Source organism: Polynucleobacter necessarius (assembly GCF_900096755.1).
GTDB lineage: Bacteria > Pseudomonadota > Gammaproteobacteria > Burkholderiales > Burkholderiaceae > Polynucleobacter > Polynucleobacter necessarius_K.
Genome location: NZ_LT615227.1, coordinates 1 through 18,860, shown reverse-complemented (window position 1 = coordinate 18,860; position 18,860 = coordinate 1). Strand labels below are relative to the sequence as shown.

The window sequence follows — 18,860 nt, the reverse complement described above, 5'->3', positions numbered from 1 at the left end:
ATACGATTAGTCGACTAGGTGAAGCAGGTTATGTCTTCATCGGCATGGACCATTTTGCAAAGCCAGACGATGAATTGGCGATTGCCCAAAAAGAAGGGAAGTTGCATCGTAATTTCCAGGGTTATTCAACGCAAGCCGAGTGTGACTTACTCGCATTTGGTATTTCGTCGATTGGAAAAGTGGATGATTGCTATTCTCAAAACGTACGTACGCTAGATGAGTATTACGAAGCCTTAGATAAAGGCCATCTACCAGTTCTCAGAGGGCTGCAGTTGGATAAAGATGATCTCTTGTGTCGCGAGCTCATTGGCGAACTCATGTGTCAATTTGCATTAGATACAGATCGGTTTGCACAGTCCCATGGAATTGATTTTCCGGCTTACTTTGGACGAGAGATTGAAGAGCTCAAGAGTCTAGAAGAATCTGGCTTACTGGAATGGCATGGTCAGAGCATGCTGGTTCCGATTAAGGGCCGCCTATTACTGCAACAATGGGTACCCCCGTATTGAGGTTGCTTATTTTGACCAAATGCGTGAAGGCTTGGATCTCAATGCATCGCTTGAGGATTACATCAGCCCTGGTAGTGAATGGATAGAAATCAATGGCAATAAGAAGCACGTTAAGAGTTATTTAAGCGATTTCTTATTCGCACCAGAGCGAACCAATTCGCCCGTAAGTACTTTATCTGGCGGCGAGCGTAATCGCTTGCTGCTAGCGCGTTTATTTGCAAGACCGGCAAACGTCTTGGTTTTAGATGAGCCAACCAACGATTTGGATATTGATACTCTGGACTTGCTCAAACAACTTTTGCAGGACTATAAAGGCACAGTCTTCTTAGTCAGTCATGATCGTTATTTCTTGGATAACGTCGTCACTAGCATCATTGCGAATGAGGGTGATGGCTTCTGGCGTGAGTATGAGGGCGGCTACGAAGACTGGAAGATCCAAAAAGCACGCTCTGACAAAATTCGCGCATCCAATGCGAGCACAAAATCTTCCGATAAAGCCGAAGCAAAAGTTGAAGTCAAAGCTGAAAAAGCAGAGCCTAAGCCGGCGGCTAAAAGTGGTGTATCAAAACTCAACGGCAAAGAACACCAAGAGTTAGAGTCGCTGCCTTTGCTTATTGAGGAGTTAGAAACAGAGCAGGCCGATATTGCTATGAGCAATCCGGATCTTTATAAGAATGAGCCAGAGTTAGCCGCCAGCATGCAGGCGCGCTTAAGCGAGATCACCGCTGACTTGGATCAAAAGCTGCAGCGTTGGGAGCAAGCTTTTGAGTCGTTCAGAGTCTTAGTGCTAGATTAATTCTCGCGCGGCAAGCGAGCCCGAAGCTGCGCTATTTCTTCTAGCAAATCCAATGCTAGAGCAACACCAGGAACATTCAGTTCTAAATCGTGGGTTAGGTGAGCGGCTGTTTTTGCTCTTCTTAAAGAGTCGCCACCAAAGCGCCAGTCTTCTGGTGATGAGCCGCTAGGGCTGAGAACGCCTTCGGATACCCAAGTCATGATGAGTTCTTCTGGAGTGCGTGAGGCATGAGAGAGTTCAACAATCGTCATGTGAACTTCGTTCTCAACAACAGCGCCTTCAATCCAGGTGATATTTGTTTGTGTCATATTCATCATCCCTTCAGGTGAGTTCTGGGGTTGAAATCAAATGCTTTTTCAAAGGCTTGATAGGCCTCTTTGTGTGCATCAGTATCGGCAGGGGGTAGGGCAATTGTTGGTACGACGTAGAGATCGCCGGGTTCTGCACTCGGAATGCCTTTGCCTTTGAGGCGCATCTTACGTCCAGCTACTGTGCCTGCAGGAATCTTGAGTTCTAAAGTTGTGCCTGCTGGAGTGGGAACCTTAACGGTCGTGCCTAACGCAGCTTCCCATGGCGCTAATGGAATATCGATCAATACATCCTTGCCGTCTATGCGATAAATCGCATTGGGATGAAAATCAATTTCTAAATAGAGGTCGCCCGCAGGTCCTTCACCCATGCCGGGGCCACCCTGACCTGAAAGGCGGAGATTCTGTCCGGCTTTAATACCTTTTGGAATGCTGACGTCGAGCTTGCGCTCTTGAGTAGTGACATGACCGCTCGCATCTTGTGTCGGCATATGCAAAGCAATCGTGCGCTTGGCACCGTTATAAGCATCGGCTAAATCAATGAAAACTTTGGCATGATGATCTTGGCCTTTGAAATTCATGCCCTGGCGTGATTGACCTCCGCGGCCACCTTGGCGATGTTTGCCTCTGCCAAAAAGGGATTCAAAGAATTCGCTTTGATCGTCTTCGAATCCGCCACCATAGCCCGGGTGTCCACCACCAAACCCAGCATCTGAATACTCAAAGCCTTCATTCCAGTTTGGTGGGGGAGTAAAGTCCTGGCCATTTTTCCAGTTTTCACCAAAGCGATCGTAGGCTGAGCGTTTCTCGGTATCTTTTAAAACGGCATAAGCCTCACCAATTTGCTTGAACTGTTCTTCGGCTTCAGCATCTTTATTAACGTCCGGATGATATTTGCGAGCCAGCTTGCGATACGCTGACTTGATTTCTGCTTCGGTGGCAGAGCGTGCCACGCCAAGAGTCTCGTAGTAATCCTTAAATTTCATAAGCCTAATTAAATCCTTATTGAGCTAATGATGAATTCTATAGTCCTATTAGCTCATTACGCCAATTTGCCAAGGCACAAATTCATAATCTCCCAGGCCCAAAAGTTCGCTCTTGGAAGCTTCGCCCGAGGCTGTTCTGAGGAATAGATCGAATATTCGCTGACCCATCTCTTGGACGGAAATGGTCCCGTCTAAGATTTCTCCGCAGTTAATGTCCATGTCTTCTGTAAGTCGTTGATACATCTGGGTATTGGTGGCGAGTTTGATGCAGGGTGCAGGTTTTGATCCAAACATGGAGCCACGACCCGTTGTAAATGCAATGAGATTGGCGCCGCCAGCAATTTGACCTGTGGCTGAGACTGGGTCAAATCCAGGAGTATCCATAAATACAAATCCTTTGGCAGTAACTGGTTCGGCGTATTTATAAACTTCCATCAATGGACCTGTACCGCCTTTCATGGACGAACCTAGAGACTTCTCAAAAATATTCGCAAGGCCACCGATCTGATTGCCTGGACTGACTTGACCGTTAATTTGTACATCTCTACCAACGGAATACTCATCTTTCCACCAGCGGATTCTCTTAATGAGCTTTTCTCCAATCGCTTGGCTTGCAGCGCGACGGGTGAGGGTATGTTCAACACCATAGATCTCTGGAGTTTCCGAAAGAATGCCGGTACCTCCATGGCGAGACAAGATATCAATAGCCGCGCCCAAGATAGGGTTCGCAGTGATAGATGAAAAACCATCTGAACCACCACATTGCAAACCGACGCAGAGGTGACTTGCGGAAACAGTTTCTCTCTTAGCCTTATTTGCCTCCGGAAGTAGGGCTTTCACCGCCTCAATTGTTTTGCGTGTTCCACCAGTTTCTTGCATGATGAAGGTATGCAGGTTGGTGCCAGCAGTTAAATCCTCTTGCTCCATTAGCCCCTTGAGCTGATTGCGTTCACAACCCAAGCCAACAATCAATGCAGCAGTGAGGTTGGGGTGACGTGCGTATCCTGCCATAGTGCGGCGAAGCAGCTCCATCGGTTCGCCACTCATCTCCACGCCACAACCAATGTTGTGGCTAAAGGCAACAACGCCATCTACATTTGGATAGTCTTTTAATCTTTCAGGGGTAAACCAATCGGCAATTTTATTGACAACAGTCGCAGAGTAATTAACGGTCGATAAGATGCCAATAAAGTTGCGCGTCCCCACTTTGCCATTTGGTCGAACATAGCCCTGAAAAGTTGCCCGGTCTGCTTCAGGCAACATCTGTGTGGGCTTGAACTCACTTGCATAAGCATAGTCACGATCAAATTCACGAAATTCTGTGTTGTGGCTGTGGACCATCGTTCCCGCTTCGATATCGGTATTAGCAAATCCAACAGTCACGTTGTACTTAAGGATTGGTTCACCCTTAGATATTTTTTTGCAGCAATCTTATATCCGGCTGGAACTTGACTGCGACTCGTGAAGTTTTCGCTGGGAACTTCTGTGCCGATACCAATATCAATTCGTGCAACAACAATATTGTCGTTTGGATGCAAGCGAATAATAGGGCCGACTAATTTTTTTTCAGATGTTTCAATCATGATCTTATGGGTTCATTGTGATAGGTTTATCCTAGCCCCTGAGTCCGGATTATTTAATGACTCAAGTCAAAGATCAGCACTTCAGCATCAATCCCGCCTTCAATATTTAGGGTGGATTCATTCTCAATCAGCAATGCATCCCCAGCATTTAGCTGCTGGCCATTAATTTTTAGCTCACCGCGTATGAGGTGGGCATAGGCCTTGCGATTTTTATCCAATGCAAAACTGGCTGATTGTGAACCATTAAATAGGCCTGCGTAGACATTGGCATCAGCATGAATTTTTACGGAATTATCTCTGCCGTCTGGAGAGGCAACAAGCCGCAGCTTTCCTTCTTTTTCAACTTGAGGAACGCTAACTTGTTCATAGCTGGGTTCAATCTCTAACAAATTGGGTTCTATCCAGATTTGCAAGAAGTGGGTTGTTTGATCTTTAGCATGATTAAATTCGCTGTGAGTCACTCCTGTGCCGGCGCTCATGCGCTGAATATCGCCCGGAGGAATGCCTTTAACGTTACCCATACTGTCCTCATGTGCCAATTCGCCCGAAAGAACGTAGCTGATGATCTCCATATTGCGGTGGCCATGCTTTCCAAACCCCATGCCAGCGGCAACCCGGTCTTCATTAATAACTCTTAGGTTGCCCCAGCCCATAAATTTGGGGTCATGGTAGCCCGCAAAAGAGAAGGAGTGGAAGCTTTTCAGCCAGCCGTGGTCTGCGTAGCCTCTATCTTGGGATTTTCTAAGGAACATCATGGTTTGGGGCCGTCTGAATACAGGTTGAGAAAATGACAATAAGCACATTATCATTAGCTTTTGCCATATTTGCTGATCGGTAATGCATGGGAAGCTTTAAACAAGACCTTCAAGAAACCTACCTTGGCCTCAGAGAGGCTGCTGAGGAGAAGTGGGGCGACTTTACCCAGTTCATGCAAGAGGCATGGCCACTCTTGGCTTTATTGTTGACGATTCTTGTTGGCATTTGTTGGCTGTATGCAGATCCTCCGCCTCCAAGGCACGTGATGATCGCTACAGGATCTCCCGGTGGATCCTATGAGGCCCTCGGAAAAAAATACGCAGAATTCTTTAAAGAAAAAGGTGTCACCCTAGAGATTGTCCCGACCATGGGTGCGTAAGAAAATTTCTGCTGGTGTTGAGGGAAGTGGTACACATGCTCAGGCGACCAAGATCTTGAAAGAGTCTGGTTATGTGGGTGGGGTGGATTTACGCAACCTTCCTGGTAGCGAGGCAGTTAAGGCGCTTCAACTTGGTGAGATCGATGGTGCATTCATTGTGGATGGCTATGAAGCTCCGAATGTTCAGACGCTACTAAACGATCCAATGATGCACCTCGTAACCTTTAAGCGGGCAGAGGCTTATGCCAAGCTCATTCCTTATCTGCATATTTTGGAGGTTCCACAAGGCGCATTTAGCTTGCCAAGAAACTTTCCGTCTATGGATATGAAGTTGCTTGCAACAACAACCAATATCTTGATTGATGACCGCATGCATCCAGCGATTCAGTTTTTATTCTTAGAGGCTGCTAGATCGATCAATGGTAAAGGCTCATTTTTTGCAGAGCGGGGAGAGTTCCCATCCTTCAAAGATTCAATCATGACTGAGAGCCCTGTTGCAGTTCATTACGAGAAGAATAATTATCCGTTGTTGGCTGCCTATTTCCCTTTTTGGATTGCTGAATTAATTAGCCGTCTGATATTTATTTTGCTGCCGTTTTGTGTGCTTGCCTACCCGATCTTGCAAGCACTTCCAGGATTCCGTGCCAAGCGGATGCAGAACAAGATCAATCGACTCTATGGTGAATTAAAAAGGTTTGAGCAAGAGCTGCTGCTCAATTTCAACCCAGAGCAGCGTAATGAGTATCTAAAGAAATTGGATTTACTAGAGTACCAAGCGCTAAACGTGAAGGTCTCTAAGCGTCTATCGGGTGATTACTATGCTCTGCGAACTAGTATTGACTATGTCCGCAACTGTTTAAATAGAGGGCAACACCCTTACCAGTTTGACGAGGGTGTTGATCCAGATCTATAGGGCTTTATTCGTTGTCGCCCGCTCTGCTGGGGTATTTGAATGAGGCATAACGCACGACTGCATTGGCCAAAGCAAGGATCAGAATGGTAATGCCCATGAATAAGATGGCTAAATCTGCTTCATGCTTGGTGTTGACTAGGTCAATGATGAGTCGTGTTACGGCTGTGATGGCAACGTAGATCAAGAAGCGCACAGGCATGTGGTTGGTTTTGAAGTAGATGCCAACCATTGCACCAATCTCAAGATAGATAAATAGCAAAAGCAAGTCTTCAATAGATGCAGAACCTTTGCCTACCATTCCCAGGAAGGCAACTGCAGCTGACCATACGGTTGCTGCCCCAATTCCAAAAAGAGCAATACGATGGAAAAGGGAGACAAATAGGTTGCCAATAGGTACCGTCCATTTTTCAATGGCATCTTCCAACTTAGATGCGCCCTTGGGGGATGTTGGGGTCATATTCATGAGGTCTCCAGTTTTCTAATGTATTTGACTCAGTATAGGTATCTATCCGCTCATGTAAACAAAAAAGAGGCGCTATGGCCTCTTTTTTTGGGAAGAATTGACTTAGGTCAACCTAGGCTGTCTGCCCAGATATTGTGAGCCCAACCCCATGCATAGACCCCTTCCAGTGTGGATGGTGCCGGCGAGAGGCCGCCAGATCCAGGAACCGATTTAAAGGTTTTCTCAGCAGCGTTGTATTGGTGAACGCTGGCCACATGAACTACTTCCTTGTCATTGACAAAGCTGTAGCAGGTATTGGTCAGCACGGGAGCTGGATTAATTTCCCAACCAATGAGTTCCGCCGCAATGGCCGCCGCGGCTACTTTTGCATGTTGATTTGCCATGTGTCCAGACTTGGGCATCGCAGGTGCAATTTGAATGGAATCGCCAAGCACGTGAATATCTTTCTGTGCTGTGGATTCAAAATTGAGGAAGTTCACATTGACCCAGCGACCATTAGCATTTGCTAAACCGGTTTTAACGGCAATTTCTCCGGCGCTCATTGCAGGCAATAAATTTAAAACATCTGCTTTGATGTCATCTTGTACTTCAAACTTAACCGTTTTGGTCTTTGCATCAACCGCAGTGACGTTGTACTTAGGTAAGTACTCAATCATTCCTGCGTATTGCTCGGCCCAGACTTTTTTGAAAAGAGCGCCTTTAGATGTGACGTCCTGGTTATCATCCAAAATCAATACCTTAGATTTGGGCTTGTTTTGCTTTAGGTAGTTGGCAACCTGGCAAGCACGCTCATACGGTCCAGGAGGGCAGCGATAGGGTGCCTCTGGAATGCTAATGGCAAAGGTCCCGCCATCGCGCATAGATGCTAATTGCTTGTGTAGCGCCACAGTTTCAGGTCCTGCTTTCCAAGCCTGCAAAGTAACGCCTGCTTTATTTGCTTGCGCCAAACCTTCGATGCTATTCATCATTAAGGTAACGCCAGGAGAAACAACAGCCTTGTCGTAACGTAAAGTTTTTCCAGATGCTAGCTTGACAGTTTTTTTGTCTGTATCAATGCTGGCAACGCTATCTTGAATAATCTTGACGCCATGTCGCTTGCTGAGATTATCGTAAGGTGAGGTAATTTCAGAAAGCTTGCGTGAGCCGCCAACTACTAAATTCGAGAGTGGGCAAGACACAAAAGATGCGTTTGGCTCAATCAGCGTGACTTTGGCGGTGTTGTTGGAAAAGAGGCGTAGATACTTAGCGGCAGTTGCACCACCGTAACCACCGCCAATAACAAGAATTTCTGCTTTTTGTAAATTGGCACGAGCTTGGCCTGAGAAGCCAGCCAGTAAGCCCAGCCCAGCCGCGCTATTTCCAATAAAGTGTCGACGATCCATGATGTGTTCCTTTATTATTTTTTGCCAAGTTGATTGGCGATGATTTCAAGTTGCTCGTCAGAGTAGCCTTTGGCTAGCTGCGGCATGATGGTTCCTTCACGGGCACCAGATTTGAATGCTTTGAGCTGGGTAAGCATTTGCTCGCTTGTGAGACCGTTGATCAATGGCATGCCGCCATCGACTACGCCCTTACCATCCGTTCCATGGCAATTGGCGCAGGTAGCAGCAAGCCCGCGTTTGTATAAGTTACTTGCGTCCGCATTTTGCGCAAGGGCAAATGTGCTCCACTGGCTTAAACCGATATAAATCGTCGCTAGGATTGCGGGTTTTAAATACTTTGCTCGCATAAAGTCTATCTCCGTTGGAAATATTTCTGGGTAATGGGACTACATTCTTCTATATCAACATCTTAATCAAAATCTTCCTGAAAAGTGACGCTTCTTACAGATTCATTTTTTATAAGCTCACTAGAAAAAGTGGGTGAATTCAGTTTTATTGGAACTTCTTGTAAGCCCTATAAACTATAGGCATGCGAGCTTCATTTTCATACCGTTCCGCCTTATTCATACTGCTTTTAGGTGTATTTACCTACCTATACGGCCTGGATAGTCGATTTGCCCCTAAAAATGGCGATGAGTATCCGTATATGCACATTGTTCGCATGACGGCGGATGCTGGAAATTGGTTGCCGCTCCAGTCTGAAATGGACGGCATTAAAAACACCAAGCCACCAATCATTTTTTGGCAGGGTATTGCGAGCACCGGCTGGGCGAGTGAATGGACCTTGGCAAATCTTCGTTGGCCTAGCATTCTCTATACAGGCCTCACCGCATTTTTCTTGTTCCTGGCCGTGCGTCGATTTAGCGGCAAGACGCAAACTGGAATTCTGGCTGGCTTAATTTGGCTATCTTTTTTTGCGACCTATCGTTATGGCCGCCCGTTCTTAACTGACCCTCCTGAAGTGTTTTGGATTACGCTGCCATTCTTCGCACTTTTATATTGGGGTAGAAGTGCGTTTGAATCAAAACTCTTTTTTCCTATTTTTGCTGGTATCTGTTTTGGCTTGGTTTTATTAGCCAAGTCTTTTGCTTATATTGCGCCCGCATCATTTGCTTTGGGTTTGTATTACTGGCGTTGGCAAGCGTGGAGCATCTCTAAAGTTTTGGTCCGAGATCTCTATAAAGTTATTCTTGTATGTGTGTTGGCCTTAGGAGTTTTTGCGCTGTGGTTTGTCTTGGACCCCTATCCAGAGGCTATCTGGAGTGAATTCATTCTAGGTGAAAACGCCGGCAAGTTTGCCGCTCGTCAGTCAAACTATTTAATGGATTTCATTCGCGGTGGTGACAGCATCTGGTTATTGCTCATCACCACGATTGCAAATGCAGGTCTATTTAGTTTTGTATTGATATCAACATTAGTGCAATGCTGGCGTGGCCGACGTTTTTTATCATTTGAAGAAGTACTCTTGTTGTTATTGGCAGGTGCATTCTTATTGGTATTTAGTTTGCCAAGTCAACGTTCTGGTCGATACCTATTACCGGTAATGCCAGCACTAGCAGCATTGATTGCCTTGCGTTGGGAAAAGCTGCCTTTATGGAGCTTCCGGATTGCTCTGGCATTGCAATTACTAGTGCTCTCACTACTTCTCTGGATTGGCATCAATCTACAGTTCGCGCCACTGATAGAGGGTGCTGGCGCTTGGGCCTACTCGTATTGTCATTGGATCCTCATGGCTGCAGGTTTGCTGATTGCCATTGCGGGATTGGTAAAGTCAGGCCTCACAAAGAGCTTTGCATTGGCAGGGTGTTTTGTAGTGTATTGCGCATTAACCAGTAGCTTAGCGCCGCTAGAGGGGCGTTTAGGGCGCTATTCTTCAGCATCCATTGCGCAGCTCCAGGGTAAGGATGTTTGGATTCCCTGCGACTATCGCGCTAAAGACGAAGAGTACAGATTGCTGATGCCTGGGGCAAAGTTGCATGGGTATCTAGCTAAAGATGCTGGCGATATCAACGGACTCACAACCGCCTACCCTCTTGTAGCAGTGCAGACCCCCTTAGGAGCTGCGCCAGAATTATGTGAATCTTGCCAGATCGTCGGCCAAAGAATAGAGATGCGGGCTCGCCACTCCAATGAAGAGATTGTAGAAATGCTCAAAGGGAAAATAGGAAAACATTTATTTGTGACTGAGTACCTGATTTCTACCCCAGCAAGTAGTCCAGAGCTTTCCAATATTAAGGATGTTTGTAGATGAGTCGTGTCATAGCCTTTTGTTTTTTATTGCTAGCGAGTGTGATCGGTTTCTTGCATATTGATAGTCGTCCAGTCTGGGCGCCATTTGCTATTAACGCAGGCAATCCGATTGAAGAAGAGGCTGACCAAGTCTTATCACCAAAAGCAAAGGTAGCAAGTAAGTCAAGTGTTGCCAATCCGATAGCAACATGGTTGCCAGATACTGGCGCTGCATCTGTTCATGCTGCCTCACTGATCCCCCTGAAAGATGGTGCGATTCGTGCTTTTTGGTTTGCTGGCAGTCGTGAAGGCGCTGCCGATGTGTCTATCTATAGCGCTGTTTTTGACCCAAGAGCCAACCAATGGAGTGCGCCTACTGTGGTCATGGATCGCATTGGCACAGAAAAAGGTTTGTCGCGTTATATCGCCAAATTGGGCAACCCTGTGCCCAGCAGACTTGCTGATGGACGCTTGCAACTTTTTTTTGTCACTGTCTCTATTGGTGGATGGGCTGGAAGTTCAATTTCTTCAATCACTTCTGATGACGAAGGGTTGACCTGGAGCAATCCCCAAAGATTGATTAGCTCCCCATTAATTAATTTAAGTACGCTGGTTAAATCACCAGCAGTGCAATTTTCTGATGGCCGCCTTGGTCTGCCTGCATATCACGAGTGGGTAGGGCGCTTTGGGGAATTCTTGAGAATTGATGCCGGCCAAGTGATTGATAAGCGTCGCATGAGCTCCGGGCGCAGTGCGATTCAGCCATTACTTTTTGTGAATGATCCTCAAGATGCAACTGCGGTATTTCGGCAAACACGCAGTTCTGGAAAGCCCAAACAGATTCCGGTGAGCTACACCCAGAACTCAGGTCAATCCTGGCAAGTTTCAGAGGATTTGCCAATTGCCAATCCAAATTCTGCGGTGACAGGGCTGACTCTCAATAATGGCGCTCGCTTGCTGGTGCTTAATAATATTGAAGCCGGTCGCTATCGTTTGGTGCTTTTAATTAGCGATGCTAAGTCTGACCGTTGGCAAACGATTGAGGTGCTCGAGGACGATGGCGCCTTAGCTGATGACCAGCGCAAAGAGTTTTCCTATCCGTATTTAATTACCGTCGATGGCAATGATGCGCATTTGGTATATACCTGGGATCGCAAAAAGATTCGGCATCGCTATTTCTCTGGCGCATGGTTAAAGCGCACCTTTAATCAATTTGCAGCTGGCGAACCAGATGCCAATGCTAGCGCCGTGAAGGAGGCGAACTAATGAATACCTTCATGCAAACCATTGCCTTGTTAGAGATGTCGCTCACTTGTGCTGTTCTGATGATTTGGTTACTGCAAAAATTCTCCCCAAAAGAGTGGCCTTTTATTGCTAAGGTGATTTTGGCGCTGGGTCTAGTAAATCTATTTTTCTGGCCACTCGGACTTTCACTTGAGTTGCCTATTACTGCATATGTACGTGGTGTAGTTGGAGATCTCAGCGTCGTAACCATGCTCTTGCTTTGGAGTACCTTGTTGCCAAAGAATAAGCCAACGCCAATTGGCTTTCAATTTGTCATCGCCCTGATTGCATTGATTTTTTATCCTTTAGCATTGGGTCTTGGCATGCTTGACCCATATGCATGGGGCTACGGCTCTATTGCTTTCTTCATTGCCGTGATTTTGGTGGCAGTGGTTTGTGGGTTTGCTGGATGGAGCAAGGGTGTTTGGATTATTTCTGTAGCCATTCTTGCCTGGGCGGCTCACTGGCATGAGTCTGCAAATTTATGGGACTACTTGCTGGATCCATTTTTAGCAGTTTGGGCGCTAGTTGCTTTCATAGGCGCCATGTATAGAAGGCGACGTGATAAGGCTCGTTCTGGCTATCTATTTAGACCGGGTTAATGCTCAGCAAGCGTAAAGTAGTAAATTGAGATAAATCTAGTGAGCTATTTAAATAGATCAAGATAAGTAGATCAAGACTGAGGCAGATATGAAACAGACAGGCCAACCGAGTATTTCTGCATTGAGTAAGAAGCTGGGGTCGCTAACGCTAGTAACACTTGCTGTTGGATCACTACTCAATGGTTGCGTGATGAATCCTGGCCCATATCAGGCTAATGGGAATTATTACCCTCAGGGCTATAGCGAGGATTCGAGCTATAACGCCAGCCCACAAATGATTTCTTCGCAGCAATTGCAGTCATTGGTTTCGCCAGTAGCACTCTATCCAGATTCTTTGCTCTCGCTGATGCTTCTAGCTTCTACTTACCCGCTAGAAGTGGCTGAGGCCTATAACTGGCGAAATAGCAATGCTTCATTAAAGGGTGATGATCTGCAAAATGCACTGAAGGCGCAATCCTGGAACGACAGTGTGAAATCACTAATGTCATTTCCAAGCGCATTCAATATGATGGGAAGCAAATTACAGTGGACCCAGAATCTAGGCAATGCTTATAAGCTCCAGGCCGCAGATACCATGAAGGCGGTGCAAGCCCTCAGAAAAATGGCAATCAAAGCTGGCACCCTGAAGTCGAATAAGCAAATTACTGTTACTACCGACGCAAGCGGAAACATCTTAATTAGTCCGGCTAATACAAAAGTGGTTTACATCCCGACGAGCTATAACCCTACGGTTGTTTATGGGCCATGGCCTTATTCAGATTATCCGCCATACCCTATCTATGACCCTGCTTGGGGGTTAATGACTTTTGGCCTAGGCTTCATGATTGGTGATAGTTTTTGGACCCATCCCAATTGGAATAGCGGCACGATTAACTCAACGACCATCAACTCTTCTGGGCGCGTACCGTCTCGTCCAATTATTGGGCCAGCCAATATCGCTAACCAGCAACGTTTGCTAAATGATTGGAAAAATAATGCCACCCCAGGGGAGAGGCAGGCTGCCAGAATGGATGGTCAACGAGCCAATAATGCATTCCAGAAAGACGCAACCCCTCAAGAGCGGAATCAAGCGGACCGACTAAATCAAGAAGCCCGCAATGACGCCCAGATGGATAGATCCGATCCCAATGCTTATCGTGAGGCCGCTCAAGAAAACGCTCTGCGTGATCAAGCTTGCTTTGATGGAAATCAAGATCGCTCCAGCAGCTATGGTGGCGGTCACATGGGCGGCTTTGGCGGCGGTGGGTATCGTGGCGGTAGCAGTCGCATGAGTGGATTTAATGGCGGCGGCGCTGGCCGCATGGGTGGATTTGGCGGGGGCCATATGGGTGGCTTTAGACGTTAACTATTATTTAGAGAAGAGAACCATGAAAACATTAACAGCAACATTCATACTCACGGCATCCATTCTTTCCTTTGTGCCAAGCGCTTTTGCGCAGAAGGATCTCCCGGCGGACGATGCGAGCACCGCTGCATTTGTTGAGCTCTGCAAAAATCCTGATGAACAAGGCCGCAGTTTCTGTTTTGGTTTTGGAGAGGGTGTGTATCAGGGGTACTTAGCAAACCGTCGTCAGGACGCGAAGCCAGCCATCTGCTTTGGAGAAAGAAGCGAGACTCGCAATGAGATCCTACAAAAGTTTTTGGCGTGGTCCAAGGCTAATCCTCAGTTCAATAATGAGAAAGCAGCAAAAACCTTAATGCGCTTTTTTACGGTTAATTACCCTTGTAAATAACAGCACTGAATAACAAAAAAGCCAGCTAAGTTAGCTGGCTTTTTCTTTGGAGAAACTACGCTTAGTCCGGAATATTGGACTTACGGATAATTGGACCCCATTTATTGATTTCGGCTTCAAGATGAGACTTGAGGCCAGTAGGAGTCATTTTGTCTTGAGAGACGATATCGATATTGGCATCCTCTAAACGTTTTTTAACATCAGGAGAATTGAGTGCTTTTTTCAAAGCGGCATTCAATTTATCCAAGATTGGTTTTGGAACGCCTTTTGGTGTGTACATGCCGTGCCAAACTTTGACTTCAAAGCCTTTTAAGCCCTGCTCATCCAAAGTAGGTACATTTGGAATGGCTGGCAAGCGTTTTAAAGTAGTTGTACCGAAGGCTTTCACACGACCATCCTTAATATAAGGAATGGTTTGAGTGGTTTGGTCGCACAGCAAATCAACCTGACCGCCCAATAAGTCTGTAAGAGCAGGGCCAGTTCCTTCGTAAGGGATATTGGTTAGCTTGACGCCCATGCGACTCTGAAAGAGTAAGCCGCAAAGTTTTGAAACAGCGCCAGGGCCAGGGCCAGGGCCAGCATTAGCCATTGTTACTTTAGAGCCATTTGCTTTGATATAGGCTTCGAGCTCTTTGAAGTTATTTGCTGGCAAATCTTTTTTACCCAAAAGTACCATTGGCACATCAGCAACTTGTCCAATGTATTCAAAGTTGCTCAATAATGGATCGTATGGGAGCTTGTCATAAAGTGCATTAGCAGTTGCCATGCCCATATGATGCAAATAGATTGTGTAGCCATCTGGTGCTGCACGTGCAACTTTAGTACTAGCAATTGTTCCGCCAGCACCATTCACGTTTTCAACAACAACAGTTTGTCCAAGGGCTTGACCCATTGGCAATGCAATTAAGCGTGCAACAGAGTCAGTTGGTCCGCCGGCTGCAAAAGGAACAATCAGGGTGATCGATTTAGTCGGCCAATCTTTTTGCGCATGTGCGCTAGTGCTTAGGAGTGCGCCGGCAGTGAGTGCTGCGACTAATCCAGAGGATAAAAATTTCTTAATTTTCAATTTGGTCTCCATATTGTTTTTATGTAGACCAATTTTGCCAGTTTTGTTGCTTATTTGTCTTGCAAAAACCCTAGTGTTTACCAGTAATTGCCAGGGTTCTTTGAGCAAGCAGTACTACTGGGCGATCGATCATGCGGCCATCCAGCTTCACTGCGCCCCCTTTGGACGCCTTATCGGCCTCAATAACCCGCGCAGCCCATGCTAGCTCTTCCTCTGTTGGGGTAAAGGCTTTAACAACAATGCTGACTTGCTTTGGGTGGATGCATAACTTGCCGCCAAAGCCCATGCGCTTGGCGCGCTCAATATCATCGGTAGATGGTGTAACCCCATCAATAGGAGGGGCAATTTGTGCAAGACGGGATGCCAGCACGATTTGATAGCGCGCAGTTTGTAATTCTGTTTCTTGGCGGTCGCACACCATTCCAAGATCAGCTTGTAAATCTAAATTTCCTATAGCAAGGCGAATCACCTGGTTGGAGTTTGCAATTTCTTTCAGTTGGTCTAAGCCAATCGCTGTTTCTATCATCGGAATGATGGCGGTATCAGGCAATATCAAAGCGGCGCCATTAATTTGATCGCGTGATTCACTTTTGGGAATCAGTAAGCAGCCAACCTGCAGTTCTTGCGCCAAGATTAAGTCGGCTGAGTAGAACTTGCTACCAGGAGAGTTTGTGCGAATGACTAGGCGTTTCTTTTGTTCAGAGGTAAAACTTGGCCATGCAGCGCGAATAGCATTGCGTGCAGATTCTTTATCTTCTTCTGCCACTGCGTCCTCTAGATCCAATACGACGCCACTAGCGCCACTATCTAAGGCCTTGGCAAAGCGCTCTGGGCGAGTCCCAGGCACAAACAGAAAATTGGCGCTAAAGCCCAATGGCGTATCAAGTGGATTCATATGAAAGTCGCTGACTTAGTTAGAGGGGAGTAAAAAGCCTATCTTGGCTTGTTTGCGGATATTCCACAAGAGATCAATTGCTTTGCTCATTTCTGCTGGGGTAGCACCATTGCTAAAGGCAGCAAGACGCATCGCCTTATCGGTAATTTCTGCGCGAGAGAGGGTATTGCCAGGATCGCCTTTGGGTTCATCAACGCGGCCATCCAAAATCTGGCCATTGTTTAAATGCACCTTTACTTTGCCTATCCAGCGCCGTGGGTAAGCGCCATCTACTTCGGGATCTAGTGTCATGGATACCCGTTCGCGGAAACTGCAGATCTCATCATCGTGGAAGTGCTGATCAAATTCTTGCAGGCCAGCAAATTGATAGTGAGCCACCAGGGCTAGTACGGTACCCATCGAGAACTTTGATTGATGTACGGTGGCTGGATCGGTCACTGGGCCTAAAACATCTATAGCACCTTGATGAACTAGCGTTTCCACCTTAGCAATATCGCTAGGGGCGAGTTTGTTTGCCAGCATGACTTGCAATAAAGCATCTGCTGCAGGATGGGTGTGACGGCAAGAGGCGTTGTACTTAAAGATGGTTTCCGCTAACGCCCAACGGCTTCCCAAACGATCGATCAATTTACTTGGATCGCTATCGCTAGACATGCCTGCTGCCAAACCTTGCTTGCCCTCTAATATATGTTGGGCACCAGTAAAGCCTGCTTGAGCAATATAGGCAGACATCAATCCAGTTGAGGCTGCATGTGCAGTATGAAGTTGCTTAGAGTCCGCAGCATCACGCAAGAATTCCCAAAGGCCAGCTGATTGAGTGCCTGCAGAACCAAAAGCGTTGAGCATTTGTTCTGGGGTGAGCTTAAGCAGTCTGCCAACCGCTGCGGCAGCCGCTAGCGTGCCAGCAGTGCCGGTGGTGTGAAAGACTTTGTAGTGAGAGCGACCTAAGAATTCTCCAACCCGAATACCGACTTCATAACCGGCGATGGCAGCAACCAATAGATCTTCGCCGGAAGCGCCAACAGCTTGCGCACAAGCAAGAACAGGTGGAAACACCACCGTGGCTGGATGAAAGACTGAGCCGTTATGAACATCATCTTGTTCTGCGACATGCGATGCGGCTGCATTAGCCATTGCCGCCAAGAATGGGCTGGAAGTTTTGCGGGTTACTAATACTTCTGATGGGCCGGTATGCATTGCATCAAAGCCGCTCATGTTTTGTGCAAATTGGGTAATGAGTTCAACAGGGCGAGAGCCTTTACCAGCAATCGCCGAGCCAAACCAATCAACCAATAAATCTTCAGCGCGGTTCATTACCTCATTGGGAATATCTTTGGCCTGAAGCTTGGCTGCAAAGCTGGCTAATTCACGAGATAAGTGGTCAGTAGTCATAAAAAATCTTTTGTGAATTACGCCAAAACTGCAGTGGCTTGCATCGTGAGCCAGCCTTCGTGATCTTGCGCCCAAATGGAAATGGTTTTTCCGCTCGGATCCCTTTCTAAATCAGGCTTTGCATTGACTTTGAAAATATTGATATTAAAAGTAGGGCGAATGGCGCGGAACTCAAAGTTTTTGAGTTTGCAGCCTGCAATGCTTTGGCGCACGAGATCAACTAGCATCGTAGCAATTAACGGGCCGTGCACGATTAAGCCTGGATAGCCTTCAACTTCAGTAACGTATTTACGATCGTAATGAATACGGTGACCATTAAAGGTGAGCGCTGAATAGCGAAACAGCAGCACATCATCCGGGGTAATTGTTTTGCTCCATTTGGCATCGATGGGTGCTGGAGTGGGCGCTACGGGTCTGTCATCAGGACCTGGCGCATCGCGATACACGATGTCATGCTCTTCAATAATGGCGAGACCATTTTGGTTGGAGATCTGATGATTGACCACTACAAAAATCAAATCACCAGTGCGACCTGCTTTATGAGCCACCGATTTAATCGTGGAGACGCGTTCAATCTCGTCACCTACGGTGAGTGGTTGTAACCATTCAATACGGCTGCCTGCCCACATGCGACGAGGGAGTGGAACTGGCGGCAGAAATCCACCACGCTTTGGATGGCCGTCAGGACCAATCTCGGATTCGCGAGCGTGAGGCAAGAAATACAGCCAATGCCATAACTCAGGAAGGAAAGAACCCTTCTGAGGTGAGGGGTCATCACGATCTAAGGTTGCCGAGAGGGCGCGCACTGGGGCGGCTGTGACGGTGTCTTGAAAAGACTCGGTTTTACCAAGCCATTCTTGTAGGTGGGTAATGGTTTGAGGTTCGATTCGCATACATTCCATTATGCCAATCTTGTGGAAAAACTCACCCCATCAAAACAGAGATGCAATAAAAGAGCAATCCGGCCAAGGCTGATCCACCCAATACCAAAAGAACGCCTTTTTGAAACTTAAATAAGGCTAAACCAGCCAAAGCGCAGATCAGAATCGATATCCATGAGATTGAGCCGCCAAAGCCTCTAGGTAAAAACACGTGATACGCAAAAAATAACCCTAAGTTGGCAATTACGCCAACTACTGCAGCAGTGATGGCGGTAAGTGGTGCAGTAAATCCAAGCTTGCCATGAGTCGACTCAATTAAGGGTCCGCCCACTAAGATAAAAAAGAAAGAGGGTAAGAAAGTAAACCAAGTAGCAACGCGGGCGCCAATTACACCAAACCAAAATGGATTGCTATTTTCAATGAGGTATTGAATATGTCCAGCGAGGTAGCCAACAAAAGCCACCACCATGATGAGTGGTCCTGGTGTAGTTTCTCCAAGCGCTAATAATCCATCAATCATTTGATTGGCACTTATCCAGTGGAAATGATCAACTGCGCCTTGATAAACATAAGGAAGCACGGCATAAGCACCACCAAAGGTCAGTAAGGCTGCTTTTGTAAAGAACCATGCAATATTGGGGAATAAAGTTTTCCAACCAAAGATGCTAATTAAGGCGCCAATTGGAAGTAACCAGCATGCAAA

Annotated in this window: 19 protein-coding genes and 2 pseudogenes; 9 read left to right on the top strand and 12 right to left on the bottom strand. The window is 46.7% G+C overall.

From position 1 onward, the window contains the following. Positions 1–44 precede the first annotated feature (44 nt). On the top strand, positions 45–509 hold the full coding sequence (locus DXE27_RS10190; protein ID WP_415064453.1) for an oxygen-independent coproporphyrinogen III oxidase: 465 nt from the start codon (positions 45–47) through the stop codon (positions 507–509). Then, a pseudogene (locus tag DXE27_RS00095) lies at positions 502–1,294 on the top strand (ATP-binding cassette domain-containing protein); the annotation flags it as partial. The gene DXE27_RS10190 and the pseudogene DXE27_RS00095, both read left to right, overlap by 8 nt. A 7-nt stretch (positions 1,295–1,301) precedes the next feature. Here the strand turns inward: DXE27_RS00095 and DXE27_RS00090 are convergent. From DXE27_RS00090 to DXE27_RS00075, 4 genes and pseudogenes are all read right to left on the bottom strand, one after another. Then, the gene (locus tag DXE27_RS00090) at positions 1,302–1,613 is read right to left on the bottom strand and encodes a chaperone modulator CbpM (RefSeq protein ID WP_128112429.1); all 312 of its coding nucleotides are present in this window, start codon (positions 1,611–1,613) and stop codon (positions 1,302–1,304) included. 5 nt (positions 1,614–1,618) lie between these two features. Continuing rightward, positions 1,619–2,599 (bottom strand): DnaJ C-terminal domain-containing protein, encoded by a 981-nt coding sequence (locus tag DXE27_RS00085; RefSeq protein WP_128112428.1) that lies wholly within the window; start codon positions 2,597–2,599, stop codon positions 1,619–1,621. Positions 2,600–2,647: 48 nt separating this feature from the next. Then, positions 2,648–4,182, bottom strand: a pseudogene (locus DXE27_RS00080) (UxaA family hydrolase). A gap of 53 nt (positions 4,183–4,235) precedes the next feature. After that, positions 4,236–4,937 carry a pirin family protein gene (locus DXE27_RS00075; protein WP_128112427.1) on the bottom strand — a complete coding sequence of 234 codons (702 nt, stop codon included), beginning with the start codon at positions 4,935–4,937 and terminating at the stop codon, positions 4,236–4,238. Positions 4,938–5,023: 86 nt separating this feature from the next. Between DXE27_RS00075 and DXE27_RS08990 the strand changes: the two genes are divergently transcribed. Next, positions 5,024–5,317, top strand: a complete 294-nt coding sequence (locus DXE27_RS08990) for a hypothetical protein (protein WP_197712264.1) — start codon at positions 5,024–5,026, stop codon at positions 5,315–5,317. Next, positions 5,310–6,230 (top strand): TAXI family TRAP transporter solute-binding subunit, encoded by a 921-nt coding sequence (locus DXE27_RS00070; protein ID WP_197712263.1) that lies wholly within the window; start codon positions 5,310–5,312, stop codon positions 6,228–6,230. The genes DXE27_RS08990 and DXE27_RS00070 overlap by 8 nt, the downstream gene beginning before the upstream one ends. A 4-nt stretch (positions 6,231–6,234) precedes the next feature. Here the strand turns inward: DXE27_RS00070 and DXE27_RS00065 are convergent, their stop codons facing one another. The 3 genes from DXE27_RS00065 to DXE27_RS00055 all read right to left on the bottom strand — a co-directional run bounded on the left by DXE27_RS00065 (position 6,235) and on the right by DXE27_RS00055 (position 8,422). Continuing rightward, the gene (locus DXE27_RS00065) at positions 6,235–6,693 is read right to left on the bottom strand and encodes a phosphate-starvation-inducible protein PsiE (RefSeq protein WP_128112426.1); all 459 of its coding nucleotides are present in this window, start codon (positions 6,691–6,693) and stop codon (positions 6,235–6,237) included. Between the two features lie 107 nt (positions 6,694–6,800). Next, positions 6,801–8,075 carry an NAD(P)/FAD-dependent oxidoreductase gene (locus DXE27_RS00060; RefSeq protein WP_128112425.1) on the bottom strand — a complete coding sequence of 425 codons (1,275 nt, stop codon included), beginning with the start codon at positions 8,073–8,075 and terminating at the stop codon, positions 6,801–6,803. 14 nt (positions 8,076–8,089) lie between these two features. Further along, on the bottom strand, positions 8,090–8,422 hold the full coding sequence (locus DXE27_RS00055; RefSeq protein WP_128112424.1) for a c-type cytochrome: 333 nt from the start codon (positions 8,420–8,422) through the stop codon (positions 8,090–8,092). 182 nt (positions 8,423–8,604) lie between these two features. Here DXE27_RS00055 and DXE27_RS00050 point away from each other — a divergent pair, with 182 nt between their 5' ends. The 5 genes from DXE27_RS00050 to DXE27_RS00030 all read left to right on the top strand — a co-directional run bounded on the left by DXE27_RS00050 (position 8,605) and on the right by DXE27_RS00030 (position 13,923). Then, positions 8,605–10,326, top strand: a complete 1,722-nt coding sequence (locus DXE27_RS00050; RefSeq protein WP_128112423.1) for an ArnT family glycosyltransferase — start codon at positions 8,605–8,607, stop codon at positions 10,324–10,326. Then, positions 10,323–11,570, top strand: a complete 1,248-nt coding sequence (locus tag DXE27_RS00045; protein WP_128112422.1) for a sialidase family protein — start codon at positions 10,323–10,325, stop codon at positions 11,568–11,570. The genes DXE27_RS00050 and DXE27_RS00045 overlap by 4 nt, the downstream gene beginning before the upstream one ends. After that, entirely contained in the window at positions 11,570–12,190 is a 621-nt protein-coding gene (locus DXE27_RS00040; protein WP_128112421.1) for a hypothetical protein, read from the top strand. Before DXE27_RS00045 ends, DXE27_RS00040 begins: the two co-directional genes overlap by 1 nt. A gap of 88 nt (positions 12,191–12,278) precedes the next feature. Continuing rightward, complete coding sequence (locus DXE27_RS00035; protein ID WP_128112420.1) at positions 12,279–13,535, top strand: DUF3300 domain-containing protein; 1,257 nt, start codon at positions 12,279–12,281, stop codon at positions 13,533–13,535. Positions 13,536–13,557: 22 nt separating this feature from the next. Beyond that, positions 13,558–13,923, top strand: a complete 366-nt coding sequence (locus DXE27_RS00030; protein ID WP_128112419.1) for a Rap1a/Tai family immunity protein — start codon at positions 13,558–13,560, stop codon at positions 13,921–13,923. A gap of 61 nt (positions 13,924–13,984) precedes the next feature. Here DXE27_RS00030 and DXE27_RS00025 read toward each other — a convergent pair whose 3' ends face one another. From DXE27_RS00025 to DXE27_RS00005, 5 genes are all read right to left on the bottom strand, one after another. Beyond that, complete coding sequence (locus DXE27_RS00025; RefSeq protein WP_128112418.1) at positions 13,985–15,001, bottom strand: tripartite tricarboxylate transporter substrate-binding protein; 1,017 nt, start codon at positions 14,999–15,001, stop codon at positions 13,985–13,987. Between the two features lie 58 nt (positions 15,002–15,059). Next, positions 15,060–15,884: an HpcH/HpaI aldolase/citrate lyase family protein gene (locus tag DXE27_RS00020; protein WP_128112417.1), complete on the bottom strand. Its 825-nt coding sequence runs from the start codon at positions 15,882–15,884 to the stop codon at positions 15,060–15,062. Between the two features lie 15 nt (positions 15,885–15,899). Continuing rightward, positions 15,900–17,276, bottom strand: coding sequence for an MmgE/PrpD family protein (locus DXE27_RS00015; protein WP_128112416.1), 1,377 nt, complete (start codon positions 17,274–17,276; stop codon positions 15,900–15,902). 17 nt (positions 17,277–17,293) lie between these two features. Then, positions 17,294–18,178, bottom strand: coding sequence for an HTD2 family dehydratase (locus DXE27_RS00010; protein WP_128112415.1), 885 nt, complete (start codon positions 18,176–18,178; stop codon positions 17,294–17,296). Positions 18,179–18,200: 22 nt separating this feature from the next. Then, positions 18,201–18,860: chromate transporter (locus tag DXE27_RS00005; protein ID WP_145980540.1), on the bottom strand; the 660-nt coding region annotated here is incomplete at its 5' end.